Raw genomic sequence first — 25856 nt, forward strand, 5'->3', positions numbered from 1 at the left:
CCTTGATTATTTTAAACGCCCAGCGCGTCGAAACGATCGGGTGTTCAATACTTTCAACAAACCAGTCGAGTGTAATCGTGAGAGTCCGTGGCCCTCTGGTGAGGTGGGATCGAGGCGATGTGCGAAGTTTGCGCAGCGCCGTTCCCGCTTCCGACGGCAGTTGCGGCTGGCATAGTCCTCGCCTGCTTCACCTGTCGATCTACACCATCCTGTCCCGTCGTTCCGTTCGGCGCCACAACGCCGTTTCCGCACGCGCATTCGTCGCCGTCGATACCGACGAAGTGGCGTCGCTGCTGCCGTAGCGCCTCTCCTTTCTTCACGTCGTTCGTTTTTTCTGTCGATTCGCCAACCGCATCGTCCATGCGGTGACGGCACGCGTTCGCGCATGCGTTGCCGCGTCGCGTATCGCAATGAAACGAACGACGGCCTGACCGTCGCGCGCAGCGCGGATCGCCACGCCATCCCGTTGCGCCCATTCACCAGCGGCCGTGCGCCTTGCGCCCGGCTGCGGGGTCGTGTCGCGCCCGCGTTTTGCCGCATCCGGCTCGGTGCACGTCACGTCCCTACGGATTACTGAAGACGTCATGGAAAGGAAACCTCTCGTCGGCATCACCGCCGACCTCACCCAGATCGGCGCGCACGCGTCGCATACGGTCGGCGACAAGTACGTCGCCGCGATCGTCGACGGCGCGCAGGCGCTCGCGATGGTGCTGCCGGCCCTCGGCGAGCGCCAGTCGAGCGCTGACGTGCTCGACGCGGTCGACGGGCTGCTGTTTACCGGCAGCTACTCGAACGTCGAGCCGCATCTCTATGGCGGCGAACCGAGCGCACCGGGCACGAAGCACGACCCGGCGCGCGACGCGACGACGCTGCCGCTGCTGCGCGCGGCCATCGTCGCCGGCGTGCCCGTGCTCGCCGTGTGCCGCGGCTTCCAGGAGTTGAACGTCGTCTGCGGCGGCACGCTGCACCAGCGCGTGCATGAAGTGTCCGGCTTCGCCGATCACCGCGAGGACGACGACGCGCCGATGGACACGCAATACGGCCCCGCGCACGTCGTGCGCCTGACGCCCGGCGGCAAGCTGCATGCGCTCGCCGGCGGCCGCGACGAAGTGCACGTGAACTCGCTGCACAAGCAGGGCATCGCGCAGCTCGGCTCAGGCCTCGCCGTCGAGGCCGTCGCGCCGGATGGCCTGATCGAGGCCGTGAGCGTCGTCGACGCACCGGCTTTCGCGTTGGCCGTGCAGTGGCATCCGGAATGGCGGCATGCGCAGGACCCGCTGTCGAGCGCGATCTTCCGCGCGTTCGGCGATGCCTGCCGCGCCCGCCGCGCCGCCCGCACGCGCGCCATGGCCGCCGTCGCGCTCGCCTGAGCGCGCCCACCAGACAACGAGAACAGACATGCAAGACATCGAAGGCTTTCTGAAGCAGCACCGGATCACCGAGATCGAAGCGATCATTCCCGACATGGCCGGCATCGCGCGCGGCAAGATCACGCCGCGCAACAAGTTCACGTCCGGCGAATCGATGCGCCTGCCGCAGGCCGTGATGGTGCAGACCGTCACCGGCGACTATCCGGAAGACGGCTCGCTCACCGGCGTGACCGACCCCGACATGGTGTGCGTGCCCGACACGTCGACGATCCGCCTGATCCCGTGGGCCGTGGACCCGACCGCGCAGGTGATCCACGATTGCGTGCATTTCGACGGCTCGCCGGTCGAGATCTCGCCGCGCTACGTGCTGCGCCGCGTGCTCGACCTGTACAAGGCGAAGGGCTGGAAACCGGTCGTGGCGCCGGAGCTCGAGTTCTACCTGGTCGACATGAACAAGGACCCCGACCTGCCGCTGCGCCCGCCGGTCGGCCGCACGGGCCGCCCCGAAACGGGCCGCCAGTCGTATTCGATCGAGGCCGTCAACGAATTCGATCCGCTGTTCGAGGACATCTACGAGTACTGCGAAGCGCAGAACCTCGACATCGACACGCTGATCCACGAAGTCGGCGCCGCGCAGATGGAGATCAACTTCATGCACGGCGACGCGCTGTCGCTGGCCGACCAGGTGTTCCTGTTCAAGCGCACGGTGCGCGAGGCCGCGCTGCGTCACAACATGTACGCGACGTTCATGGCCAAGCCGATGGAAGATGAACCGGGCTCGGCGATGCACGTGCACCAGAGCATCGTCGACGAGGAAACGGGCCAGAACCTGTTCACGTCGCCGGAGACCGGCGGCGCGACCTCGATGTTCTACAACTACCTCGCGGGGCTGCAGAAGTACACGCCGGCGCTGATGCCGATCTTCGCGCCGTACATCAATTCGTACCGCCGCCTGTCGCGCTTCATGGCCGCGCCGATCAACGTGCAGTGGGGCTACGACAACCGCACGGTGGGGTTCCGCATTCCGCATTCGGGCCCAGCCGCGCGCCGTATCGAAAACCGCATCCCGGGTGTCGACTGCAACCCGTACCTCGCGCTCGCGGCGACGCTCGCGGCCGGCTATCTCGGCATGACGCAGCGCCTGGAGCCGACCGAGCCGCTGGTGAGCGACGGCTACAGCCTGCCGTACCAGCTGCCGCGCAACCTCGAGGAAGGGCTGACGCTGATGGCCGCGTGCGAGCCGCTCGGCGAGATCCTCGGGCCCAAGTTCCTCAAGGCGTATTTCGCGCTGAAGGAAACCGAATACGAAGCGTTCTTCCGCGTGATCAGCTCGTGGGAACGCCGCCATCTGCTGCTGCACGTGTAAGCGTGCCAACCGCATACGGAATCACGGAGGAAACATGACTTACCGCAACGAATCTGCCTGGGTCCAGCCGGCCGCGCCGAGCGCCGCGGCGGCCGCGCCGCGCGCGACGCAGGCGCGCACGACCGCCGAATACCGCGCGCTCGACGCCGCGCACCACATTCACCCGTTCTCCGACATGGGCGCGCTCAACCGCGCCGGCAGCCGCGTGATCGTGAAGGCCGACGGCGTCTACCTGTGGGACTCGGACGGCAACAAGGTGATCGACGGGATGGCTGGCCTGTGGTGCGTGAACGTCGGCTACGGCCGCAAGGAGCTCGCCGACGCCGCGTATCGCCAGATCCAGGAGCTGCCGTTCTACAACACGTTCTTCAAGACCACGCATCCGCCGGTGATCGAGCTTTCCGCGATGCTCGCGGAAGTGACGCCCGCCGGCTTCAACCACTTCTTCTATTGCAACAGCGGCTCGGAAGGCAACGACACCGTGCTGCGACTCGTGCATCAATACTGGCGCGTGCAGGGCAAGCCGCAGAAGAAGTACGTGATCTCGCGCAAGAACGGTTACCACGGCTCGACGATCGCGGGCGGCACGCTCGGCGGGATGGGCTACATGCACGAGCAGATGCCGTCGAAGGTCGAGCACATCGTGCACATCGACCAGCCGTATTTCTTCGGCGAAGCGGCAGCCGGCGAGACGCCCGAAGCATTCGGCCTCGCCCGCGCGCAGCAGCTCGAAGCGAAGATTCTCGAACTCGGCGCGGAGAACGTCGCGGCGTTCATCGGCGAACCGTTCCAGGGCGCGGGCGGCGTGATCTTCCCGCCGTCGACGTACTGGCCGGAAATCCAGCGGATCTGCCGCAAGTACGACATCCTGCTGGTCGCCGACGAAGTGATCGGCGGCTTCGGGCGCACCGGCGAATGGTTCGCGCACCAGCACTTCGGCTTCGAGCCGGACCTGATCACGATGGCGAAGGGCCTCACGTCGGGCTACGTGCCGATGGGCGCCGTGGGCATTCACGAGCGCATCGCGCGCCCGATCATCGACAACGGCGAATTCAATCACGGCCTCACGTACTCGGGTCACCCGGTGGCGGCGGCCGTCGCGGTCGCGAACCTGAAGCTGCTGCGCGACGAGGGGATCGTCGAGCGGGTGAAGACCGACACCGGCCCGTACTTCCAGGCGCTGATGCGCGAAACCTTCGCGCGTCATCCGATCGTCGGCGAAGTGCACGGCCACGGGATGGTCGCGAGCCTGCAACTCGCCGAAGCGCCGGCCGAACGCCGCCGCTTCGCGAACGGCGGCGACGTCGGCACGATCTGCCGCGACTTCTGCTTCAACGGCAACCTGATCATGCGCGCGACCGGCGACCGGATGCTGCTGTCGCCGCCGCTCGTGATCTCGCGCCAGGAAATCGATGAACTCGTGTCGAAGGCGAAGAAGGCCGTCGATGCCACCGCCCGGCAACTGGGCGTTTCGTAACGGTTTTGCCTACAGGCGTGCGGCGGGCGCCGCACGCCGCCATCACTCAAGGGAATTCCACCATGCGTGCCTGCATTCTTCGCCAAGCCTGTTCCGTCGCCGCCCTCGCCGTCGCGGCCGCGCTCACGTCGGTCGCCAGCCCGTCGGCGCATGCCGACGAGCTGAACGTCTACAACTGGTCCGACTACATCGCGCCGGACACGATCCCGAACTTCCAGAAGCAGACGGGTATTCACGTCAAGTACGACAACTACGACAGCGACGACACGCTCCAGGCGAAGCTGCTCGCCGGCAGTTCGGGCTACGACATCGTCGTGCCGACCTCGAACTACATGGCCAAGCAGATCCAGGCCGGCGTGTACCAGAAGCTCGACAAGTCGAAGATTCCGAACCTCGCGAACCTCGACCCGCTGCTGATGAAGATGATCTCGGACGCCGACCCGGGCAACCAGTACGGCGTGCCCTGGGCCTACGGCACCGACGGCATCGGCTACAACGCACAGGCGGTGAAGAAGGCACTCGGCGACAAGGCGCCGGTCGACAGCTGGGCGCTGGTGTTCGACCCTGCCAACATGGAGAAGCTGAAGAGCTGCGGCGTGTCGTTCCTCGACCAGGCCGTCGACGTGTTCGCCGCCACGCTGCAATACATGGGCAAGGACCCGAACAGCAAGAACCCCGGCGACTACCAGGCCGCATTCGAAGTCCTGAAGAAAGTCCGCCCGTACATTACCCAGTTCAACTCGTCCGGCTACATCAACGACCTCGCGAACAACGACGTGTGCGTCGTGCTCGGCTGGTCGGGCGACGTCGGCATCGCGCACCGTCGCTCGGCGGAAGCGAAGCGTTCGTACGACATCAAGTTCTCGAATCCGAAGGAAGGCGGCCTGCTGTGGTTCGACGTGATGGTGATCCCGAAGGATGCGCCGCATCCCGAGAGCGCGCTGAAGTGGATCAACTACATTTCCGATCCGAAGGTCAACGCGGCGATCACCAACACGGTGTTCTACCCGACCGCGAACAAGGCCGCGCACCCGTTCGTCACGCCGGCCGTCGCGCAGGACCCGACCGTCTATCCGCCCGAAGACGTGCTGAAGAAGATGGTGCTGATGAAGCCGATGCCGGCCGACATCCTGCGCCTCGAGAACCGTCTGTGGGCCCAGTTGAAGACGGGCCACTGATCGCCATGCATCACGGCGGCGCAGGCATCGCGGTACGCCTGCCCGCCTGAAATTCGCGGACCTGCGTCCGCTCGCGCGCACCGCGCGCCCTGTTCCATCCGGCACGAGCCGTTGCTCGCGAGTCGCGTTGCGCGCCTCGCGCGGGGACGCTCACGCCTGCAATCCGTGAAGAACGAATGGTGACTCCCATGCAATCGATACCCTCTTCCGCTGCTGCACGCCAGACCCAACCGGCCGCCGCGCCGCGTACGCAAAACGACGCATTCGTGCGCATCGAAAACGTCGTGAAGAAATTCGGCGACAGCACGGCCGTCGACAACGTGAACCTGACGATCGCGAAGAACGAGCTGTTCGCGCTGCTCGGCAGCTCGGGCTGCGGCAAGTCCACGCTGCTGCGCATGCTCGCCGGGCTGGAAACGGCCACCTCCGGCAAGATCTTCGTCGACGGCGAGGACCTCGCGTCGCTGCCGCCGTACCGCCGCCCGGTCAACATGATGTTCCAGTCGTACGCGCTGTTCCCGCACATGACGGTCGAATCGAACGTCGCGTTCGGCCTGAAGCAGGAAGGCACGCCGAAAAACGAGATCAAGGAACGCGTGGCCGACGCGCTCGCGCTCGTGCAGATGAGCAAGTATGCGAAGCGCAAGCCGCACCAGCTCTCCGGCGGCCAGCAGCAGCGCGTCGCGCTGGCCCGCTCGCTGGTGAAGCGCCCGAAGCTGCTGCTGCTCGACGAGCCGATGTCCGCGCTCGACAAGAAGATCCGCCAGAAGACCCAGCTCGAACTCGTGAACATCATCGAGAAGGTCGACGTGACCTGCGTGATGGTCACCCACGACCAGGAAGAGGCGATGACGATGGCGAGTCGCCTCGCGGTGATGAGCGAGGGCAAGATCGTACAGATCGGCTCGCCCGGCGAAGTCTACGAATATCCGAACAGCCGCTTCTCCGCCGAATTCATCGGCTCGACCAACCTGTTCGAGGGGCGCGTGGTCGAGGACGAGCCCGATCACATCTTCGTCGAAAGCGACGACCTCGAAACGCGCATGTACGTGAGCCACGGCGTGACCGGCCCGCTCGGGATGCCGGTCGGCATCTCGGTGCGCCCGGAGCGTATCCACGTATCGCGCGAGAAGCCGGGCTCGAAGCACAACTGGGCGCGCGGCGTCGTCACCGACATCGCGTACATGGGCAGCTATTCGCTGTACCACGTGCGTCTGCCGAGCGGCAAGACGGTGGTGTCGAACCTGTCGAGCTCGCACCTGATGAACGACGGCGCACCGGCGTGGAACGACGACGTGTTCGTGTCGTGGTCGCCGGCCAGCGGCGTCGTGCTGACGCAGTGAGGACGCCACGATGAGAACCTCCGCTTCCACCCCTTCCGCGCCGGTGTCGACCGGCGCCGCGCGCACCGGCGCGGGTCATGCCCGCCGCGGCCACTTCGCCGCACTGTCGCGCTTCCTGCCGTCGGGCCGCAGCGTCGCGATCGGCGTGCCGTTCCTGTGGCTGGCCGTGTTCTTCGCGCTGCCGTTCGTGCTGGTGCTGAAGATCAGCTTCGCCGACCAGGTGATGGGCATCCCGCCGTACACGTCGCTCGTCGAGATCAAGGACGGCGTCGTGCACTTCGCGCTGCAGATGTCGCACTACGCGTTCCTGCTGCAGGACGACCTGTACATCGCCACCTATCTCAGCTCGCTGAAGATGGCCGCCGTGTCGACGGTGCTGTGTTTGCTGATCGGTTATCCGATGGCGTACTACATCGCGCGCTCGGAGCCGAACCGCCGCAACGTGCTGATGATGGCCGTGATGCTGCCGTTCTGGACGTCGTTCCTGATCCGCGTGTACGCATGGATCGGCATCCTGAAGGACGACGGCCTGCTGAACCACACGCTGATCGCGCTCGGCATCATCCACACGCCGCTGCGGCTCTATCACAGCGATGCGGGCGTCTATATCGGCATGGTCTATTCGTACCTGCCGTTCATGGTGATGCCGCTCTATGCGCACCTCGTGAAGATGGACCTGACGCTGCTCGAAGCCGCGTACGACCTCGGCGCGAAACCGTGGGTCGCGTTCACGCGCATCACGCTGCCGCTGTCGAAGAACGGGATCATCGCCGGCAGCCTGCTGGTGTTCATCCCGGCGGTGGGCGAGTACGTGATCCCGGAGCTGCTCGGCGGCGCCGACACGCTGATGATCGGCCGCGTGATGTGGGATGAATTCTTCAACAACATGGACTGGCCGATGGCGTCCGCGGTGACGGTCGCGATGGTGCTGCTGTTGCTGGTGCCGATGGCGCTGTTCCAGTACTACCAGGTCAAGGAACTGGGAGACGCGAAATGATCAAGCCGAGCAAACCGCTGTCGACGGGCGTTCTCGCCTTCGGCTTCCTGTTCCTGTACATCCCGATCATCAGCCTCGTCGTGTACTCGTTCAACGAGTCGAAGCTGGTCACGGTGTGGTCGGGCTTCTCGCTGAAGTGGTACGCGGCGCTGCTGGACGACGACGAGCTGCTGACGGCCGCGTGGCTGTCGCTGAAGATCGGCCTGCTGACGGCCACCGCGTCGGTCGTGATCGGCACGTGGGCCGGCTTCGTGCTCGCGCGCTTCGGCCGCTTCAGGGGCTTCACGCTGTACACGGGGATGATCAACGCGCCGCTGGTGATTCCGGAGGTGATCCAGGGGATCTCGCTGCTGTTGCTGTTCGTCGCGCTCGAGCAGATGTTCGGCTGGCCGAAGGGCCGCGGGATGCTGACGATCTGGATCGGCCACGTGATGCTGTGCGTGTCGTACGTGGCGATCATCGTGCAGTCGCGCGTGAAGGAGATGAACAAGTCGCTCGAGGAAGCCGCGCTCGACCTCGGCGCCACGCCGCTGAAGGTGTTCTTCGTGGTGACGCTGCCGCTGATCTCGCAGGCGCTGCTGTCGGGATGGCTGCTGTCGTTCACGCTGTCGATCGACGATCTGGTGCTGTCGGCGTTCCTGTCCGGGCCGGGGTCGACGACGCTGCCGCTGGTGGTGTTCTCGCGCGTGCGGCTGGGGCTGAACCCGGAGATGAATGCGCTGGCGACGCTGTTCATCACCGCCGTGACGATCGGCGTGATCGTCGTGAACCGGATGATGATCGCGCGCGAGCGTCGCCGGATGGCCGACTTGAAGGCCGCGTTCGCGGCGGCTTGACCGCTCGCCACCCGCTCCGAGGATAACAAGCACTGCAGACAAGCAACACGCGTCGCCCCAGGGGGGCGCGCGATTCGATCCCGATTTGACAGGCGCACGACTAGGAGAATCCGCAATGAAGAAGAAACTGATCTGCCTGCTGGTGGCCGGCGCGTTGCCGGGCATCGCGCTGGCCGGTTCGACATCCGCCGAAATCAAGGCGCTGCAGGCGCAGGTCGCGGCGCTGCAGAAACAGATGAAGGCGATGCAGGCGCAGCTCGCCGCGAAGCCGGGCGGCGCGGGTGTCGTCGCGACGTCCGGCGCGAGCGGCGGTGCGGCCGGCGGCGGCAACGCCGTCGCGGTCTCCGCCGACCCGGGTTCGCCGGATTACGGCCGCGCACGCGCGACGCTGACCAACGACGAGGTCAGCGAGATGAAGCAGCAGATCGCGAACCAGCAGCTGAAGGTCGATTCGCTGACCGACGCGGCCAACACCGGCCCGCTCGCCGGCCTGTCGGTCACCGGCTACATCGATCCGACCTACATCTACAACCGCGCGGCCGGCACGTCGTCGTTCCTGTTCGCGAACCACGAGAACGCGTACAACTACTTCAACAGCACGTTCGGCGATCTCTACCTCGACATCAAGAAGACCTTCGGCGTCGGCCCGATGGCGCCGTCGGCCGAGATCACGTTGATGCCGAACCGCGGCAACGGCATCACGCTGCTGCAGAACTCGCGCGGCTCGATCACCGACAACCTGCTGAACACGGCGGTCATCAACGTGCCGATCACCGCCGAGACGACGCTGGTCGCCGGCCTGATCCCGAGCTTCGGCGGCTACGAAGTGCAGCAGTCGAACCAGATGCTCACGCTCACGCACAACCTGCTGTACGATTTCTCCGATCCGGGCAGCTACGTCGGTATCGGCGCGAACTACACGAAGGGCGCATGGGCGTGGAAGTTCTTCCTCGGCAACGAGCAGTACCGCACCTACGGTTCGGTCACGCAGACGGGCACCAATGCGCTCGGCGACCCGATCACCACCAGCAACAAGGTGCCGACCTTCACCGCGCGCGCCGACTACACGTGGTCGAGCGCACTCGATCTCGGCGGGTCGTTCAACATCGGGCGCCAGACGCTGGCGAGCGCGATCGACCCGACCACTGGCGCCGTCAGCTACGGTCCGGGCGGCGCGGCGCCGAGCGCGTACGGTTCGTTCTTCTTCGGCGAACTCGACGCGACCTACACGCTCGCCGACATTCAGTACAACGCCGAAGTCGACTACGGCCGGCAGCAGCATGCGGCGTTCAACGGCGGCCTCGCGCAGTGGTACGGGCTGTCGCTGCTCGCGCACCGCAAGTTCAACGCGCCGGTGGTCGGCCGCATGGGCGTGACGCTGCGCTACGACCTGCTCGCGAACTCGAAGAACGGCGGCGGCGGCGGCGGCATCGCGCTGAACGGCAACGGGATGGACCCGAGCAACGGTTTCGGCGTCGACGCGGACTGCCTCGCGCAGTCGAAGGCCGGCGGCGGCCTGGGCTTCGAGTGCAAGGGCGCGGTGCGCCAGGACGTCGCGCTCGACCTGCTGTTCTATCCGACCCAGCAGATCACCGTGAAGGTCGAATACCGGCACGACTGGGCGAACAACAAGGTGTTCCTGCGCAACGACGGGTCGTACGGCAAGTCCAACGACCTGCTCGCGACGCAGTTCATCTATTCGTTCTGATGCGGCACGCGCGGGGCGCCGTGCCGCACGCACGGCGTCCCGCGCCGTTTTCAGGGTGGCTGCGCGCAGGGTGCAGCCTTGTCGAGGGAGTCGGTTTCATGACGCAGTCTTTCACCCGCCGCGCCGATGCGCTCGCGCGCGACTCGTACTACGAAGCAACGGCCACGCGGCCGTTGGCCGACGATCCGGTCCTCGAGGAGGCGATCGACGTCGACGTCTGCGTGATCGGCGCCGGGTTCGCGGGCCTGTCGACGGCGCTCGACTGCCGCGCGCGCGGACTGTCCGTCGCCGTGATCGATGCGCAGCGGCCCGGCTGGGGCGCGTCGGGCCGCAACGGCGGCCAGGCGATCACCGGTTTCGCGAAAGACGAGGTGATCGAGCAGCAACTCGGCGCCGACGGCGCGCGCGCCGCGTGGTCGCTGTCGCTCGACGGCGTCGCGCTGATCGCCGAGCGCATCGCGCGCTACGGGATCGACTGCGACTTCACGCGCGGCTACCTGACGGTCGCGACGAAGCCGCGCCGCATCGACGACCTGCGCGCGTGGATGAACGCCGCGACGTCGCGCTGGGGCCATCCGTCGCTCGCGTGGCTCGATACCGGCGAGATCCACGCGCGCATTGCATCGACGCGCTATCTGGCCGGCGTGCACGATCCGCTGTCGGGCCATCTGCATCCGCTCAAGTACTGCCTCGGCCTTGCCGATGCCGCACGCCGCGAAGGCGTCGCGCTGTACGCACACACGCCGGCGCTCGACGTCGTGCGCGGTGCGCGGCCCCTCGTGCGCACGCCGTCGGGCCAGGTGCGCTGCCGCTTCGTCGTGTCGTGCTGCAACGCGGGCCCCGGCGGCGTGCTGCCAGCCGCGACCGCCGCCCGCATCGCGCCGATCGCGTCCTACATCATCGCGACCGAGCCGCTCGGCCGGGCGCGCGCCGACGCGCTGATCGCCCGACGCGAAGCCGTGTGCGACAACAACTTCTTCCTCGACTACTTCCGGCTGTCGGCCGACCACCGGATGCTGTTCGGCGGCCGCGCGAATTCGGCCGGCGCGTCGCCCGCGGCGCTCGCCGAAGCGATCCGGCAGCGCATGGTCGGCGTGTTCCCGCAGCTCGGCGACGTGCGCGTCGACCACGCGTGGGGCGGCTTCGTCGACGTCACGCGCAACCGCGCGCCGGATTTCGGCGCGATCGATCCGAACTTCTTCTACGTCCAGGGCTTCAGCGGCCACGGCGTCGCGCTCACCGGCATCGCCGGACGCGCGATCGCCGGCGCGATCGCGGGCGACACGCGCACGTTCGACCTGTTCGCCCGCCTGCGTCACCGGCGCTTTCCCGGCGGCGATGCATGGCGGCAACCCGCGCTCGAACTCGGGATGCTGTACCACCGCGTGCGCGAGCTGTTCTGAGCCCTTTCACTCCGCTTTCCTGATCATGCAGACATTCGCCAACCAGCCGCACGTCGCGTCGTACTACGCGGCGACCGCCAACGACACGACCCGCCACGCGCCGCTTGCCGGCACGACCGACGCCGACGTGTGCGTGATCGGCGCGGGCCTCACGGGCCTGTCCGCCGCGCTCAACCTCGCCGAGCGCGGCCATTCGGTGACCGTGCTCGAAGCGTCGCGGGTCGGATGGGCGGCGAGCGGCCGCAACGGCGGCCAGTTGATCGGCGGCTTCGCGTGCGACATCGACACGTTCGCGCAGTTCATGCCGGAAGGCGACGTGAAGCGGATCTGGGACATGGGGCTCGAAACGCTGTCGCTCGTGAAGTCGCGCATCGCTCGACACGACATCGACTGCGCGCTGGTGCCCGGCTACCTGACCGCGGCCAACACCGAGCGCGACGCCGATGCGCTGAAACGCTGGCGCGACGAAGCCGCGAAGCGCTTCGGCTACGACCGCTTCCACTTCGTCGAAGCCGACGAACTCGGCGACTACGTGCAGTCGGCCCGCTATTGCGGCGGCCTGTACGACCCCGACAGCGGACACCTTCATCCGCTCAATTACACACTCGGCCTCGCGCGGGCGGCCACCGACGCGGGCGTGCGCATCCACGAGGACAGCTGCGTGACGCGCGTGCGCGACGTGGCGGGCGGCCACGTCGTCGAGACGGGCGGCGGCAACGTGCGTGCGCGCTTCGTCGTGCTCGCCTGCAACACCTACGTCGGCACGCTCGCGCCCGCGCTGTCGAGGAAGATCATGCCGGTCGGCACCTACGTGATCGCGACCGAGCCGCTCGGCGAAGCGCGCGCCGCCGCGCTGATGCCCGCCCGCGCGGCGATCTGCGACAGCCGCTTCGTGCTCGACTATTTCCGGCCGGCGCCCGACACGCGGCTCGTGTGGGGCGGCAAGGTCAGCTATTCGACGCGCGAGCCGCGCGATCTCGCCGCGGCGATGCGCGCGGACATGCTGAAGACGTTCCCGCAGCTCGCGGACGTGAAGGTCGACTATGCGTGGGGCGGTTTCGTCGACATCACGATGAACCGCGCGCCGCACTTCGGCCGCATCACGCCGACCACGTACTTCGCGCAAGGGTTCTCGGGGCACGGCGTGAACACGACCGCGCTCGCGGGCAAGCTGATCGCCGAGGCGATCGACGGGCAGGCGAGCCGCTTCGACCTGTTCGACAAGATCCGGCATCGCGACTTCCCCGGCGGCGAGGCGCTGCGCACGCCGGCGCTGGTGCTCGCGATGAGCTGGTACCGGCTGCTGGATGCGTTCGGCGTGCATTGAGCGCGCGCAGCGTCACCGCGCAAAAGCAGAACGGCCGCTCGTTCGAGCGGACGTTCGGTCCGGCGGCAGGATCGCGAGGTCCGGCGCCTTTCACGCTTACTTTTAATCGGCGACTCATTCGCGCCTAAAGCCCTGCAGGCACGGGCTCGCGCGACATGCGCTCGATACTCGCCAGCCTTCCGTGTCGATATCGGCGGATTAGCGGTCAATCCGCCGATATCGACACACGTTAATCCCTGTCTTCGATCCGAACGATCGATATCTCCAAAATACGCCGTTCGGCTTTCCGGTCGCACACGCGCGTGCATCGATGCAAACGCGCGTGTCATTCCGCTAGTCGGCCACCTTCTGCCGCATCGTCACGAATTCCTCGGCCGCGGTCGGATGAATGCCGATCGTGTCGTCGAACTGCGCCTTCGTCGCGCCCGCGCGAATCGCGATCGCGATGCCCTGGATGATCTCGCCCGCCTCGCGGCCGACCATGTGCGCGCCGACCACGCGCTGGCTGTCGCGCGCGACGACGAGCTTCATCAGCGTGCGCTCGTCGCGGCCCGACAGCGTGTGGCGCAGCGCCTTGAACGACGTGCGGTAGATGACGACGTCGCCCAGCGTACGACGCGCATCGGCTTCGGTCAGGCCGACCGTCGCGACCTCCGGCTGGCTGAACACGGCCGATGGCACGTACGCGTGGTCGACCGCCACGCGCGACCCGCCGAACAGCGTGCGCGCGAGCAACCCGGCGTCGCGCGTCGCGACCGGCGTGAGCTGCGGCCGCGACGTGACGTCGCCGATCGCGTGAATCGACGGCACCGACGTCGCCGAATACGCATCGACGGCAATCGCGCCGCGCGCATCGAGGAGGATGCCCGCCTGCTCGAGCCCGATCCCGTCGACGTTCGGCACGCGGCCGGTCGCATAGAGCACCTGATCGTACGGCCCGTGCCGCGCGTCGCCGACCTGCACGAACAGCGTGCCGTCATCTGCGCGCTCGATCGATTCGATCACCGCGCGTGCATGAATCGTGACGCCCTGCTTCGTCATCTCGTCGGTCAGGAATTGACGCACGTCGTCGTCGAAGCCGCGCAGGATTTGTTCGCCGCGATAGAACAGCTCGACGTGGCTGCCGAAACCGTTGAAGATGCCCGCGAACTCGACCGCGATATAGCCGCCGCCGACCACCGCGATACGTTTGGGCAGCGCCGCGAGCGACAGCGCCTCGCGCGACGTGATCGCATGCTCGATGCCGGGCCGCGGCGGCAGCGACGGCCGCGAGCCGGTCGCGATCGCGATGTGGCGCGCGCGGATCGTGCGCTCGCCGATCGCGACGGTATGCGCATCGACGAGCGTCGCGCGGCCGGCGTGCATGTCGACGCCCGATTGCCGCAGCAGGTTGATGTAGATGTCGCTCAGCCGGTTGATCTCGCGATCCTTCGCGGCGATCAGCGCGGGCCAGTCGAGCGTGCCGGCGCCGAAGGTCCAGCCGAAGCCCTTCGCGTCGTCGACTTCGTGCGGGTAGTGCGACGCGTAGACCAGCAGTTTCTTCGGGATGCAGCCGCGCAGCACGCAGGTGCCGCCGATCTGCTCCTCTTCCGCTATGCCGACGCGTGCGCCGTATGACGCGGACATGCGCGCGAGCCGCACGCCGCCCGAGCCGGCGCCGATGACGAACAGGTCGTAGTCGAAATCCATCGCATTCCCTCATCGCAGTTCGGATGGAGGGACGATAGCAAGATTCGGGGATTCGTGCGACGCGTGGTGCGTGCCGCGCGCCCAATAAAAAACGGCGAGAGACGAGGCCTCTCGCCGGTCAAACCGGCTGGCGGTTGTGCCATGCGTCACCGATCGACCGCATGCCCGACCTGCCGATTGCGCGGCACCGGCCGGCCCGGCGCGCGAAGGGCGCGCCCGCGGCCCGACCGGCCGCCATGCTCATGCCTGCGACGTGTCGCTGCCGTCCGTCGCCTGCGTATCGTCCGCCTGCTGCGGCTGCTCGTCCTTCTTCTCGAGCATGTCTTCGATCGCCTCGGCGCCCTTGAAGCCGGCGACAGCCGCGGCCGCCTTGGTCAGGAGGCCCGCATCCGGATCCAGCTTTTCCGCGCCTTCGACGGCGGCGACTGCGCCGGCGATTTCACCCACGACGTTCAGGATACCCATCGTCATCCCCTTTCAAGAAAATCGTGAGCGCATCGTCCCACGAAAGAAACCGGCGGACCGTGTTTGTCATCGCCGGATACACAAGTTACGCACCAGGCCGGCCGCGCTCGCGAAGCGCCACCGGAACGACGCACGCGCACGCCGGGCGGCATGCCACGCGCGATGCACGCAGCGTAGCGGAAAGCCCTCGCGCGGACTGTAAAAGTATGTTCTGGATTGCCGACGGATCGCTTACGGCGCGGGACTTCCGCAATGGAGCGCCCGCCGAATAGTCGTGCGTGCGTATGAAGCTCGCATTGAAGCTCGCGTGACAAAAAAAAGAGGCCCCTCGCGGAGCCTCTTCGGTGCGTGCCGGACGAAGCCGGCGCGTGCGTTCCGACGTTCGTCAGAAGATATTGCGCAGGCCGATCGCGATGCCCGTCTGGTTGCTGCGGCCGGGCAGCTCGACGTTCGCCGCGCCGTTCGTCTTGTTGAAGTCGACGGTGCCGTAGATTTCGGTGCGCTTGCTCAGCGCGTACTCGGCGATGCCGACGATCGCGTAGCGGTTGCCGCTCGCGAGCGTGCCGTTCGTGGTCATCGCATTGCGCATGTGGTCGTAGTAGAACGCGCCCGTCAGCGTCAACGGCGCGCTGACCTGCCAGCTCACGCCCGCGAACGGACCGTCGTCGATGCGGCCCGTGCCCTTCGCGACCGGAATCGACTGCTGCGCGAGCAGGCTGTCGACGAAGCCCGTGTCGTCCTTCGAGCGCAGGTAGCCCGCGTAGATCTTCGCCTTGCTGAACGCGTACACGACGTTCGCGTGGTAGATCGTCTGCTTGCGCGCCGAGTTGTCGCTGTTCTGCTGCGCACCGGCCGCGATGCTGAGCGGGCCCATCACGTACGACAGCGACACGCCCCACGCATTGCCCTTGCCGAGCGAGCCCGGAATCTGGCCCGAGAAGCCGCCGGCGCCGGTCGATTCGTAGTTGGTGCCGGTCGAGTACATCGCCTTCGCCGTCAGGCCCTCGAACTTGCCCGTGTACTTGATCTGGTTGTCCGCATACAGGCCGCCGCCGAGTGCGACCGGCAGCCACGCGTTTTCGAGGTAGTTGCCGACCGTCAGAGGATCGTAGGTGTCCGACAGCAGGTCGAACAGCGGCGTCTTCTGGCGGCCGAGGGTCACCGTGCCGTACGGACTCTGCAGGCCGACGTACGCCGCGCGGTTGAACAGGCGGCCGCTGTCGGCGAACGCGCCGTTCTGCAGGTTCACGCCGCTCTCGAGGTTGAACACGGCCTTCAGGCCGCCGCCCAGGTCTTCCGTGCCGTAGATGCCGAAGCGGCTGTTCGTGATCGCGCCGTTGGTCATCGACAGCAGACCGTCGTTCTTGGCGTTGGCGTTGGTCAGGTAACGAATGCTGGCGTCGGCGACGCCCCAGAGCGTGACCGAGCTTTGTGCTGCTGCGTACTGGCTGGCGAAGGCCAGCGCCGCGCCCCCTGCGATGACTGCGAGTCGGGTGGTCTGCTTCATGAGCTTTCCCTTTTGTAGGTGTCTCCATTCATGGCCGGCCGCGTGCGCAGCCGGGTGGCGATCGCACACGTTCATGGCGTGCGCGATGTGGGCTGAATCATAAGACCAGTGCGAACGCTGAAAGAAATTGAAATACGCGGCAATCGCGCGATTGTCGTCCGGGAACAACGTTTCCCGTGCCGGGCCTGTCTCGCGCGAGGGCGGGAGGGTGCGCGACGGCGCTGGCGGGCACGTGCGGCGCTGTAAGGTTCGGTGATGGTGCAGTGCGGCGCGGCGCGGCGCGGCGCAGTGAAATGGTCGGTGCGATCGTTGCGATCGGCTTGCCGCTTGCGACTTGGGGTTGTCCGATTGCCGCCTGCCGTCAGGCCGTCTGTGCCGCCCCGTCGCTGCCGGCGCCCGCGTCGCCGTTACCGCCCGCGCCGTCCGCACCGCCGTTCCCGGCGCGACGCCACGCCCGCCGCACGATCTCCGCGAACGCGCCGACGAGCAGCAGCACGGCGCCCCACAGCGCGATGCCCGGCACGAGCCGGGTCACGAGGCCGCCGACCACCGCGCCGGCCAGGAAACAGAAACTGATCGTCGCGAGCAGCGCCGAGTCGTGCAGCGCCCCCGCGTCGTAGCGCGGGATCAGCCCGACGAACAGCTTCTGCGCGGCACGCCGCAGGTTGCCGGTCGTCATCACCGACGTGTACGACAGTTCCTCGAGATGGGTGAACGACAGCGTCTGCAGCGTCGCGACGAACGAGATGCCCGGAATCAGCCATGCGCTCGACGCGCCGACGAGACCGCTCGCGGCGACGCCGAGAAACGCGATTTCGACGATCAGGCTCACGAACGCCGTATGCCGCATCCAGCCGCGCCCCGCGGCGAGACCGAGCAGGTGCGCGACGAACACCGCGAGCACGAAGCCGCCGAGCGGCGGTACGTGATGCAGCGCCGCGGCCCATTCGCCGGCCGACAGGTTGATGCCGAGCAGCGCGACGTTGCCGGTCATCGTGTTCGCGAACACGTGGCCGTGGCCGACGTACGTGTACGCGTCGAGATAGCCGCCGGACAGCGTCAGCAACGCGGCGACAGTGAGATTGCGGCTGGCGCCGTCGAGATCCATCGATCCTCCCGTGAAAAGTCGCGCCAGTATCGCGCACGGGAGAGCGGTTGTGCGCAGCTCACTGCCCGATGCCCGTGAGCCCGATCAGCGCGCCGCCCGCGAGCAGCCACAGCGGATGGATGCGCGTGCGCCACGCCAGCACCGCGCACGCGGCCGTGATGCCCCACTGGATCGCGGTGCGGTTCGACGCCTCGGAAATCAGCACCGCGCTTGCCGCGACGAGCCCGGCCGTCACCGGCATCATTCCCTGCTGCACGTAGCGGCGCCACGGCCGGTCGCGAAAGCGCTCCCACGCATGCAGCGCGAGCACGGTGACGATCGACGACGGCCCGAACTTCGCGAGCGACGCGACCAGCAGCCCGGCCCAGCCGGCCACGTGCCAGCCGACCAGCGACACGATCATCATGTTCGGCCCCGGCGCCGCCTGGGCCAGCGCGAACAGCGCGGTGAACTCGTGCGCGCTCATCCAGTGGTGCACGTCGACGACCTGCCGCTGCATCTCCGGCAGGATCGTGTTGCCGCCGCCGAACGCGAGCAGCGACAACTGACTGAAGATCGTCGCGATGGCGATCAGCGTGTCGCTCATGGCCGGCCGTCCTGTTGCGTGTCGGACGTACCGTGCGCGCGATGCGCGGCGGCCGGCGCCGGCCGCGGCGTGCTCCCATCGCGACGGCGCGACGCGAGCCAGATGCTGACGGGCGTCAGCACGAGCATCGTGGTCAACAGCGGCATGCGCAGCACCGCGATCGCGACGAACGCGAGCGCCGCGATCGCCGCCGCCGTGCGCGGCGCCCGAAGCAGCGGCTTCGCGACCTTTACGGCCATCGCGACGAGCAGGCCGGCCGCCGCCGCGGCAAGCCCCGCGAACAGGTGCTGCACGCGCGGATCGTTCTGCGTCTTCGCGTACAGCACGCCGAGCGCGACGACGACCAGCGTCGGGCCGGCGATCAACCCGAGAATGCCGGCGAACGCACCGGCGACGCCGCGAAAGCGCATGCCGACGGCGACCGACAGGTTGATCACGTTGCCGCCCGGCAGGAACTGGCACAGGCCGAGCAGATCGGTGAATTCGTCGGCGGAGAGCCATTTGCGCTCGTCGACGATCGTGCGCCGCGCGAACGGCAACGCGCCGCCGAACGACATCAGGCCGAGCGACAGGAAACCGGTGAACAGCTCGGCGAGACCGACGCTGCGAGGGGACGCGCCAGGCGGCGGGGAGGCGGGCGGCGAGTCAGGCTGAAAAGCGGATTGCATGGGGCTCCTCATCAAACGGTGAACCGAGGTTACCGCCGTTCAGGATTCCGGCAAAACGATTTTATCGGCGCGCCCTTGTGATCTAGAATCACAAGCATGGCACGCGATCTCCCACCCTTTTCCGCGCTTCGGGCCTTTGAAGCCGCGGCACGACATGAAAGCTTCAGCGCCGCCGGCGACGAGCTGCATGTGACTCACGGTGCCATCAGCCGGCAGATCGCCGGGTTCGAGGCGTGGCTCGGCAAGCCGGTGTTTCACCGCTACGGCAAGCGCGTGAAGCTCACCGACGAAGGCCGCCGCTACCTGGACACCGTGCGCGCGGCCTTCGACAGCATCGCGCACGCCACCGAGCAGTTGCGCAACACCGGCGCGGCGCGCGTGCTGCGCATCAACGCGCTGCCGACCTTCGCGATGAAATGGCTGCTGCCGCGGCTGTCGCGGTTCCAGCGCGACGTGCCGAACGTCGAGCTGAAGCTGTCGACGTCGAACGCGCCGCTCGACACGCTGAACGGCTTCGACGTCGCGATCCGCCGCGGCCCCGGCCACTGGCCGAACTGCACGAGCGGTCACTTCCTCGACGAAAGCGTGATTCCGGTGTGCAGCCCGGCGCTGCTCAAGCGGGCGCCGATCACGCGCGCGGACGATCTCGCGCGGCACGTGCTGCTGCATTCGGATACGCGGCCGGAAGGCTGGCGCGACTGGTTCGCGGCGGCCGGCGTGACGATGAAGGGGCGCAAGCGGCAGTCGTTCGATCACTTCTACCTGGCGCTGCAGGCGGCCGTCGACGGGCTCGGCGTCGCGCTCGGCCCGCTGCCGCTGATCGACGACGAGCTCGCGAGCGGGCGCCTGGTGATGCCGCTCGACGGGCCGCGCATCGCGACGCGCAGCTACTGGTGGATCGCGCCGGGCGCGCCGGGCGACGATCCGCTCGTCGCGCAGTTCTGCGCGTGGCTGCAGGGGCAGTCGAATACCGGCGCATGAAGGCGCGCCCGCAGGCGGCATTGCACCGCCCGCTCCCGAATCAGACCACCGGCCCCGGTTCCTTCTCCTTGCGCAGGATCGCGTACAGGATGATCGCGCCGAACGTCGCGGTGCCGATCCCACCGAGCCCGAAGCCGCCGATCTTCAGCGAGAAGTCGCCGGCGCCGAGCACCAGCGTGACGGCCGCGACGATCAGGTTGCGGTTGTCGGAGAAGTCGACCTTGTTGACGACCCAGATCCGCGCGCCCGTCACCGCGATCAGCCCGAACACCACGATCGACACGCCGCCGAGCACCGGGCCCGGAATCGTCTGGATCACCGCGCCGAACTTCGGCGAGAAGCCCAGCCCGATCGCGATCAGCGCAGCGACCGCAAACACCAGCGTCGAATAGATCCGCGTGACGGCCATCACGCCGATGTTCTCCGCGTAGGTGGTCACGCCCGTGCCGCCGACGCTGCCCGAGACGATCGTCGCGAGCCCGTCGCCGATGAACGCGCGACCGACGTAGCGGTCGAGGTTGCTGCCCGTCATCGCGCTGACGGCCTTGATGTGGCCGAGGTTCTCCGCGACCAGGATCACCGCGATCGGCGCGAGCATCAGCATCGCGTGCGGATCGAACACCGGCGCGCGGAAGCTCGGCACGCCGAACCACGCGGCCTGCGCGACGATCGCGAAATCGATCGGCTTGCCGAGGCCCATCCCGTTGGTCGCGATCGCGTAGATCACGTACGCGATCACGAGCCCGACGAGGATCAAGAGGCGCTGCATCATCCCGCGCGCGAACACCGCGACGCCGCCGACGCACAGCACCGTGACGAGCGCCATCACCGATTCGAAGGTCGAGCCCGACACGCCCTTGACCGCGATCGGCGCGAGGTTCAGCCCGATCACCGCGACCACCGCGCCGGTCACGACGGGCGGCATCAGCGTCTCGATCCAGCGCGTGCCGATCGCCTGCACCAGCGCGCCGAGCGCGACGTACACGACGCCGCACGCGACGATCCCGCCGAGCGCGACCGGAATGTTCGGGTTCGGGCCGCTGCCGCCATAGCCCGTCACAGCGATCACCAGGCCGATGAACGCGAAGCTGGAGCCGAGGTAGCTCGGCACGCGGCCGCCGACCAGCACGAAGAACAGCAGCGTGCCGATACCCGACATGAAAATGCACAGGTTCGGGTCGAAGCCCATCAGCAGCGGCGCGAGCACGGTCGAACCGAACATCGCGACGACGTGCTGCACGCCCATCGCGATCATCTGCGGCCACGCGAGGCGCTCGTCGGGGCCGACGACGCGCGAGGCCGCGCCGGTCGGCTGGACCCGCCAGCGCGGGAAGTAGGAATCGGACATGGGGAAAGCGCTCCTGTCGGTCGTCGGTCGCCGGCTGCCAGGGATGCGCCGGTCTGGAATCTGGCGCGAGTTTACGGAGCGGAATGGGGGCTGGCAAGCGAGCCGGTATGCGCGGCCGGCCAAACGAGGACGCGGCAGCCCGCATGAGAGAACCGGTGCGCGACCGCGCGGCCCGGTGAAGCCCGTCCGCACGCGATGCACGGGCGGCGGCGGGCGCCGACAGCGAAGTAAGCGTGCGCTCACCTCGCCGCCGGCGCGTCGTGCATCACGGATTGATGTACTGGAACAGCGAAAGGTTCTGCAACTGCGCGTAAGCCTTCTGCGACCCCGTCAGCGCGTTCTGCATCTGCAGGAACTGGCTGATCGTCGCGACCATGTTGGTGCTCGTCAGGTCGGCCAGGTTGCTGCTGACCTGCAGCGTGTTGGTCTGGTTCACGGCCTGCATCGCCTTGATTTCCTGCTCGCGGCCGCCGACCGACGCCTGCACCGTGAGGACGTTCGTCATCATGTTGTTCAGCTTGGTCGTGCCGGTGGTCATCGCGTTCGCGAGCGCGGTCGCGGCGCTCGTGTTGCTGCTGATCGGCACCTTCAGCGCGGCGATCATCGTGTCGAGCGCCGCGAACACGTCGGTGCCGGCCTGCGGCGCGGGCGTGACCGTGAACGTGTCGCCCGGCGCCGGCTTGCCCGACACGGGCACCGACAGGCCGTTGCCGAGCGCGATCCCGGCGCCGTCCGAATACGGTTGCGCGGTCGTCGTGGTCGGCGGCACGACGGTGTTGTCGGTCACCGTGTAGGTCGGCGCGGCGGCCGTGCCGCCGAACGCGATCGTGAACTGGTGCGCGTTGGACGCGGCCGACGGGCTCGTGATCGTCACGCCGCCGATCGTGCCCGTGCCGGTGTTGGCCGCGCCGGCGAGCGGCACCGGCTGGCTGCCGAGCATCGGCACCGACAGGAACACGTTCGCGCCGTTGTCGCCCTGCGCGATCGAGCGCGTGTCGGCGATCTGCACCTGGCGCGAGCCGGTGTCGCCGCTGTAGGTCACGCCGCCGCCCGGCGCGTTCGAGAACGGCGCGGTGGCCGACTGGAAGCCCGCGAACAGGTAGTTGCCCGAGCCGTCCGTCGAATTCGCGAGCGTCAGCAACTGGTCGCGATAACCCTGCAGCTGCGTCGACAGTGCCGAGCGATCGCTGTCCGACAGCGAACCGTCGCCGGCCTGGATCACGACCGTGTGAATGCTGTTGAGCAGGTTGTTGACGCTGATGAGCGTCTGGTCTTCCTTCTGCAGCGACGACAGCGCGGCGTTCTGGTTCGACGCGTACTGCGACAGCGTCGCCGACGTCATCGACAGCTGCACGGCCTGCGCCGCGCCGAGCGGGTTGTCGGCCGGCGTCGCGAGGCTCACGCCGCTCGAGATCTGCTGGTACAGCTGCGAGAGCTGCGCCTGCTGGTCGCTCATCTGGGCGACGTTCATCTGGTAGAACTGCGCAGTGGAAATCCGCATCGCTTCGATCCCCGAAATCAGTTGAACAGGCCGAGCACGGTCTGGAACAGCGTCGACGCGGTCTGGATCACCTTCGCGTTCGCCTGGTAGAGCTGCTGGTACTGCATCAGGTTGGCCGCTTCCTCGTTCTGGTTCACGCCCGACACCGACTGCTGCGCCTGCGTGATCTGGCCGACCAGCGCGGTCTGCGCGGCGCTCGACGACTTCAGCTGGCTCGCCGTGTTGCCGATGCCGTTCACGTAGTTCGCGTACGCGCCCGTCAGCGTGGCCGAGCCGTTGCCGAACGATTTCGCGTTGACGAGCTTCGACAGCGCGAGCGCGTTGCTGCCGTCGTTCGTGCCGCCCGTGTTCGGCGCGACCTTGAACGTGTCGCCCACCGCCGGCGTGCCCGACACCGTCACCGTGACGCCCGCCGTCAGCGTGATCGGCGAGCCGGACTGGTACGGCTGCGCGGCGCTGGTCGTCGGCGGCACGGCCGTGTTGTCGGTGACCGTGTAGGTCGGCGCAGCCGCCGTGCCGCCCATCGTGATCGTGTAGTTGTGCGGGTTGGCCGCGGCCGTCGCGCTCGTGACCGACAGCCCGCCGATCGTGCCGTTGCCGGTGTTGGTCGTCGTGGCCGACGGCACGTACGGCGCGGCCGCCGCGATCGCGGAGCCGTTCGACGTCGTGAGGCCGAAGCCGTTCAGCGCGCCGCGCGTCGGCTGCACGGTGAACTTGTCGCCGGCGCTCATCGAGCCGGACGAGAACGAGAAGTTCAGCCCGCCGATCGAGGCCGGCATCGACGTCGACGTACCGACCACCGTGCCGGTCGCACGATCGGTCAGCGTGTAGTTCGTGCCGTCGTACGCGAGCGTGTAGTCGCTGGTGGTCGGCTGCGCCGCGTTCGCGAACGACACGGACAGCGCCGCATTGCCGGTATTGCCCTGGTTCGCGTAGGTGATCGGCGTGCCGGTCGAAAACAGGTTGCCGCCGACCTTGCCCGACAGGTCGATGCCGAGCGCGTTCTGCGCGTTGACCTGCGCGGCGAAGCTGGTCGCGATCGCGCCGAGCTGCGCTTCGGCCGGGTCGAGCGTCTGGCTGCGGAACGCGAGCAGGCCGCCCAGCGTGCCGCCCGACAGCGACGCGTCGGACAGGAACTGGTTCGGCCCCTGCGGGGTCGCGCCGGCGATGCCCTGCGACACGACGGTCAGCTCGCTCGGATCGGACGGCGACGTGACGGTCGCGAGCTGGTAGCTCTTGTCCGCGACGACGAGCGGCGTGCCGCCCGACATGAACACGCTGTAGCCGTCGCTGTTGCGCACCACCTGCACGCCCGCGAGATTCGACAGGTTCGACACCGCGAGGTCGCGCTGGTCCATCAGCTGGTTCGGCGGCTGGCCCTGGCTGCTCGCCGCCGCGATCTGCTGGTTCAGTTGCGCGATCTGCGCGGTGTACGCGTTGATCTGCGTGACGGTGCTGGTGAGCTGCGTGTTCACGCTCTGGCGCAGCGCGTCGTACTGCTGGCCGGCCGCCGTGATCTGGTTCGCGAGCGTCTGCGCATTGCTCATCGCGGTCTGCCGCACCGACGAGTCGGACGCGCTGTTCGCGACGTTCTGCATCCCGGTGAAGTAGCTCGTGATCGCGGTCGAGATGCCGGCCGTCGGGCTGCCGATGTAGTTGTTCAGCTGCGTGACGAGCGAGTACCACGTCGACAGCGCGCCGCCCTGCGTCTGCGCGCCGTTCAGCTGGTCGCTCAGGTACTGGCTGTACTGCCGCTGCACGGTGACGGTGTTCACGCCCTGCGGCATGTAGCCGCTGCTGGTGTACTGCCCGCTTGCCTCGGCATAGACGGGGCGTTCGACCGAATAGCCGGGCGTCGCGGCGTTGCTGATGTTCTGGCCGGTCGTCGTGAGGCCCCAGAGCGCGGCATTCAGGCCGCTGACACCGAGGTTCATGAGTGAGTTGGACATGCGCGATCCTGATGAGCCGGCCGCGCTGCGGCCGCCGGGTTGCGTGACTCCCGGTATAACGGCCGCGGATCGAAAAAATTGAGGAAAAAATGCACGCGCGGCGCACGGGTGTGCGTCGCCGTTCGAAGCGGCCGGCGAGGAACGCCGGCGGCGCTGCGCGGGCGGCCCGGACGGGGCCCGCGCCGGGTGCGCGTCAGGCCCGCGCGAGCGAGCGGCGCTTCATTTCGAGTTGGGTGATCAGCCGCTGCAGCGTGTTCTCCGCGCTGCCCGGCAGCGACATGTAGCGGAAGCCGAGCTGGTAGCGGCGCGACCCGTTCGGCATCTGCGTCGAACGTTGCGACACCAGTTGCAGGTCGAGCGACAGCTTGCCGTGGCCGGTCAGCTCGAGCTCGACGTCCGGCAACAGCGTGCCGACCTCGAGCGCCTCGACACGCTCGTCGGCCGTGCGCAGCCCCACGCCGCCGAGCGACAGGTTGTGCACCTCGAACAGGAAGCTTTCGCCGTCCGGCAGCTTGCCGCGGCACAGGAACGGATCGACGATCGGCGCGTCCACGCGGAAATATTCGCGGCGCTGGATGCAGACCAGCACGTCGGGGAAATCGGCGACGAACGCGGGCAGCCCCTCGTAGCGCGTCTCGCGCGGCGTGCCCGTGGTGAATTCGACGCGCACGCCCTCCGGCGAGGCCGCGAACGTGCAGTGCGACGCGCCGAGGATGCCGGCGTTCTGCTCGGACAGCGCGCCCCAGTCGAACGTGAACGTCCGCGCGCCGACGTCGACCTCGAGCAGACGCGTGACGAGCTGGCCGCCCGGGTACTGCACGGTCAGGAAATCGCCGCGATTCACCAGGTTGCGCAACTGCACGCCGATTTCCAGCGGATTGCGGCGGGCATAGTCGGGCCCGGAGTGGCCTGCATCCAGGCTGGGGTCCGTCGACGTTTCGATATTCATGGCTAGCCGGTCTTTCTTGTCATGGGCGCCCGGGGCAACCGGTGCGCAATAAAACCGGGCCAGAACGGGGGCCCGGTCGCAGGTCTCTCACACTTAGCGG

General features: G+C 67.7%; 22 protein-coding genes. 12 read left to right on the plus strand and 10 right to left on the minus strand.

What is annotated here, in order from left to right; translation table 11 throughout:
• The first annotated feature begins 119 nt into the window (after positions 1 to 119).
• The 11 genes from SY91_RS34920 (at position 120) to SY91_RS01615 (ending at position 13005) form a co-directional block, all read left to right on the plus strand.
• Positions 120 to 302 carry a hypothetical protein gene (locus SY91_RS34920; protein WP_006488040.1) on the plus strand — a complete coding sequence of 61 codons (183 nt, stop codon included), beginning with the start codon at positions 120 to 122 and terminating at the stop codon, positions 300 to 302.
• Between the two features lie 282 nt (positions 303 to 584).
• The gene (locus SY91_RS01570) at positions 585 to 1370 is read left to right on the plus strand and encodes a gamma-glutamyl-gamma-aminobutyrate hydrolase family protein (protein ID WP_124478533.1); all 786 of its coding nucleotides are present in this window, start codon (positions 585 to 587) and stop codon (positions 1368 to 1370) included.
• A 28-nt stretch (positions 1371 to 1398) separates the two neighbouring features.
• Positions 1399 to 2736 carry a glutamine synthetase family protein gene (locus SY91_RS01575; RefSeq protein WP_124592256.1) on the plus strand — a complete coding sequence of 446 codons (1338 nt, stop codon included), beginning with the start codon at positions 1399 to 1401 and terminating at the stop codon, positions 2734 to 2736.
• 34 nt (positions 2737 to 2770) lie between these two features.
• Entirely contained in the window at positions 2771 to 4213 is a 1443-nt protein-coding gene (locus SY91_RS01580; protein WP_185921023.1) for an aspartate aminotransferase family protein, read from the plus strand.
• A gap of 62 nt (positions 4214 to 4275) precedes the next feature.
• Positions 4276 to 5391 carry a polyamine ABC transporter substrate-binding protein gene (locus SY91_RS01585; RefSeq protein ID WP_124478218.1) on the plus strand — a complete coding sequence of 372 codons (1116 nt, stop codon included), beginning with the start codon at positions 4276 to 4278 and terminating at the stop codon, positions 5389 to 5391.
• A gap of 188 nt (positions 5392 to 5579) precedes the next feature.
• Complete coding sequence (locus tag SY91_RS01590; RefSeq protein WP_011546395.1) at positions 5580 to 6734, plus strand: ABC transporter ATP-binding protein; 1155 nt, start codon at positions 5580 to 5582, stop codon at positions 6732 to 6734.
• Positions 6735 to 6744: 10 nt separating this feature from the next.
• On the plus strand, positions 6745 to 7731 hold the full coding sequence (locus SY91_RS01595) for an ABC transporter permease subunit (protein ID WP_185921024.1): 987 nt from the start codon (positions 6745 to 6747) through the stop codon (positions 7729 to 7731).
• Positions 7728 to 8567: an ABC transporter permease subunit gene (locus SY91_RS01600; protein WP_054928132.1), complete on the plus strand. Its 840-nt coding sequence runs from the start codon at positions 7728 to 7730 to the stop codon at positions 8565 to 8567. Before SY91_RS01595 ends, SY91_RS01600 begins: the two co-directional genes overlap by 4 nt.
• A gap of 115 nt (positions 8568 to 8682) precedes the next feature.
• Positions 8683 to 10275, plus strand: a complete 1593-nt coding sequence (locus tag SY91_RS01605; protein ID WP_185921025.1) for a DUF3138 family protein — start codon at positions 8683 to 8685, stop codon at positions 10273 to 10275.
• A gap of 98 nt (positions 10276 to 10373) precedes the next feature.
• Positions 10374 to 11678: an FAD-binding oxidoreductase gene (locus SY91_RS01610; protein ID WP_185921026.1), complete on the plus strand. Its 1305-nt coding sequence runs from the start codon at positions 10374 to 10376 to the stop codon at positions 11676 to 11678.
• 25 nt (positions 11679 to 11703) lie between these two features.
• A complete protein-coding gene (locus SY91_RS01615; RefSeq protein WP_185921027.1) occupies positions 11704 to 13005 on the plus strand; it encodes an NAD(P)/FAD-dependent oxidoreductase in 1302 nt (433 codons plus the stop codon).
• Positions 13006 to 13338: 333 nt separating this feature from the next.
• Here SY91_RS01615 and gor read toward each other — a convergent pair whose 3' ends face one another.
• The 6 genes from gor to SY91_RS01645 all read right to left on the minus strand — a co-directional run bounded on the left by gor (position 13339) and on the right by SY91_RS01645 (position 19028).
• On the minus strand, positions 13339 to 14694 hold the full coding sequence (gene gor / locus SY91_RS01620) for a glutathione-disulfide reductase (RefSeq protein ID WP_185921028.1): 1356 nt from the start codon (positions 14692 to 14694) through the stop codon (positions 13339 to 13341).
• A gap of 240 nt (positions 14695 to 14934) precedes the next feature.
• Positions 14935 to 15159 (minus strand): hypothetical protein, encoded by a 225-nt coding sequence (locus SY91_RS01625; protein WP_124592304.1) that lies wholly within the window; start codon positions 15157 to 15159, stop codon positions 14935 to 14937.
• Between the two features lie 385 nt (positions 15160 to 15544).
• Positions 15545 to 16666, minus strand: a complete 1122-nt coding sequence (locus tag SY91_RS01630; protein ID WP_011546404.1) for a porin — start codon at positions 16664 to 16666, stop codon at positions 15545 to 15547.
• A gap of 361 nt (positions 16667 to 17027) precedes the next feature.
• Complete coding sequence (locus tag SY91_RS01635; RefSeq protein ID WP_185921029.1) at positions 17028 to 17774, minus strand: YoaK family protein; 747 nt, start codon at positions 17772 to 17774, stop codon at positions 17028 to 17030.
• A gap of 58 nt (positions 17775 to 17832) precedes the next feature.
• Entirely contained in the window at positions 17833 to 18360 is a 528-nt protein-coding gene (locus tag SY91_RS01640; RefSeq protein ID WP_006477572.1) for a chromate transporter, read from the minus strand.
• Positions 18357 to 19028 carry a chromate transporter gene (locus tag SY91_RS01645; RefSeq protein ID WP_185921030.1) on the minus strand — a complete coding sequence of 224 codons (672 nt, stop codon included), beginning with the start codon at positions 19026 to 19028 and terminating at the stop codon, positions 18357 to 18359. Before SY91_RS01645 ends, SY91_RS01640 begins: the two co-directional genes overlap by 4 nt.
• Before the next feature lie 96 nt (positions 19029 to 19124).
• On the opposite strand from SY91_RS01645, the gene SY91_RS01650 reads away from it, so the two are divergent.
• The gene (locus tag SY91_RS01650) at positions 19125 to 20009 is read left to right on the plus strand and encodes a transcriptional regulator GcvA (RefSeq protein WP_185921031.1); all 885 of its coding nucleotides are present in this window, start codon (positions 19125 to 19127) and stop codon (positions 20007 to 20009) included.
• Positions 20010 to 20049: 40 nt separating this feature from the next.
• Here SY91_RS01650 and SY91_RS01655 read toward each other — a convergent pair whose 3' ends face one another.
• The 4 genes from SY91_RS01655 to SY91_RS01670 all read right to left on the minus strand — a co-directional run bounded on the left by SY91_RS01655 (position 20050) and on the right by SY91_RS01670 (position 25756).
• Positions 20050 to 21357 carry a solute carrier family 23 protein gene (locus SY91_RS01655; protein WP_012329386.1) on the minus strand — a complete coding sequence of 436 codons (1308 nt, stop codon included), beginning with the start codon at positions 21355 to 21357 and terminating at the stop codon, positions 20050 to 20052.
• Between the two features lie 265 nt (positions 21358 to 21622).
• Positions 21623 to 22858, minus strand: coding sequence for a flagellar hook-associated protein FlgL (flgL, locus tag SY91_RS01660; RefSeq protein ID WP_185921032.1), 1236 nt, complete (start codon positions 22856 to 22858; stop codon positions 21623 to 21625).
• Positions 22859 to 22875: 17 nt separating this feature from the next.
• A complete protein-coding gene (flgK, locus tag SY91_RS01665) occupies positions 22876 to 24807 on the minus strand; it encodes a flagellar hook-associated protein FlgK (RefSeq protein ID WP_185921033.1) in 1932 nt (643 codons plus the stop codon).
• A gap of 193 nt (positions 24808 to 25000) precedes the next feature.
• Positions 25001 to 25756, minus strand: coding sequence for a flagellar brake protein (locus tag SY91_RS01670; RefSeq protein ID WP_006477567.1), 756 nt, complete (start codon positions 25754 to 25756; stop codon positions 25001 to 25003).
• Positions 25757 to 25856: the final 100 nt, after the last annotated feature.

This window comes from Burkholderia cenocepacia, from assembly GCF_014211915.1.
GTDB lineage: Bacteria > Pseudomonadota > Gammaproteobacteria > Burkholderiales > Burkholderiaceae > Burkholderia > Burkholderia orbicola.

Bases quoted from the DNA above. Each gene is read 5' to 3' on its own strand.
- SY91_RS01650 (WP_185921031.1), top strand. From the start codon at position 19,125: ATGGCACGCGATCTCCCACCCTTTTCCGCGCTTCGGGCCTTTGAAGCC.
- flgL (WP_185921032.1), bottom strand. From the start codon at position 22,858: ATGCGGATTTCCACTGCGCAGTTCTACCAGATGAACGTCGCCCAGATG.
- SY91_RS01570 (WP_124478533.1), top strand. From the start codon at position 585: ATGGAAAGGAAACCTCTCGTCGGCATCACCGCCGACCTCACCCAGATC.
- flgK (WP_185921033.1), bottom strand. From the start codon at position 24,807: ATGTCCAACTCACTCATGAACCTCGGTGTCAGCGGCCTGAATGCCGCG.
- SY91_RS01655 (WP_012329386.1), bottom strand. From the start codon at position 21,357: ATGTCCGATTCCTACTTCCCGCGCTGGCGGGTCCAGCCGACCGGCGCG.
- SY91_RS01580 (WP_185921023.1), top strand. From the start codon at position 2,771: ATGACTTACCGCAACGAATCTGCCTGGGTCCAGCCGGCCGCGCCGAGC.
- SY91_RS01585 (WP_124478218.1), top strand. From the start codon at position 4,276: ATGCGTGCCTGCATTCTTCGCCAAGCCTGTTCCGTCGCCGCCCTCGCC.
- SY91_RS01625 (WP_124592304.1), bottom strand. From the start codon at position 15,159: ATGGGTATCCTGAACGTCGTGGGTGAAATCGCCGGCGCAGTCGCCGCC.
- SY91_RS01605 (WP_185921025.1), top strand. From the start codon at position 8,683: ATGAAGAAGAAACTGATCTGCCTGCTGGTGGCCGGCGCGTTGCCGGGC.
- SY91_RS01645 (WP_185921030.1), bottom strand. From the start codon at position 19,028: ATGCAATCCGCTTTTCAGCCTGACTCGCCGCCCGCCTCCCCGCCGCCT.
- SY91_RS01590 (WP_011546395.1), top strand. From the start codon at position 5,580: ATGCAATCGATACCCTCTTCCGCTGCTGCACGCCAGACCCAACCGGCC.
- SY91_RS01640 (WP_006477572.1), bottom strand. From the start codon at position 18,360: ATGAGCGACACGCTGATCGCCATCGCGACGATCTTCAGTCAGTTGTCG.
- SY91_RS01610 (WP_185921026.1), top strand. From the start codon at position 10,374: ATGACGCAGTCTTTCACCCGCCGCGCCGATGCGCTCGCGCGCGACTCG.
- SY91_RS01635 (WP_185921029.1), bottom strand. From the start codon at position 17,774: ATGGATCTCGACGGCGCCAGCCGCAATCTCACTGTCGCCGCGTTGCTG.
- SY91_RS01670 (WP_006477567.1), bottom strand. From the start codon at position 25,756: ATGAATATCGAAACGTCGACGGACCCCAGCCTGGATGCAGGCCACTCC.
- SY91_RS01575 (WP_124592256.1), top strand. From the start codon at position 1,399: ATGCAAGACATCGAAGGCTTTCTGAAGCAGCACCGGATCACCGAGATC.
- SY91_RS01615 (WP_185921027.1), top strand. From the start codon at position 11,704: ATGCAGACATTCGCCAACCAGCCGCACGTCGCGTCGTACTACGCGGCG.
- gor (WP_185921028.1), bottom strand. From the start codon at position 14,694: ATGGATTTCGACTACGACCTGTTCGTCATCGGCGCCGGCTCGGGCGGC.
- SY91_RS01600 (WP_054928132.1), top strand. From the start codon at position 7,728: ATGATCAAGCCGAGCAAACCGCTGTCGACGGGCGTTCTCGCCTTCGGC.
- SY91_RS01595 (WP_185921024.1), top strand. From the start codon at position 6,745: ATGAGAACCTCCGCTTCCACCCCTTCCGCGCCGGTGTCGACCGGCGCC.
- SY91_RS01630 (WP_011546404.1), bottom strand. From the start codon at position 16,666: ATGAAGCAGACCACCCGACTCGCAGTCATCGCAGGGGGCGCGGCGCTG.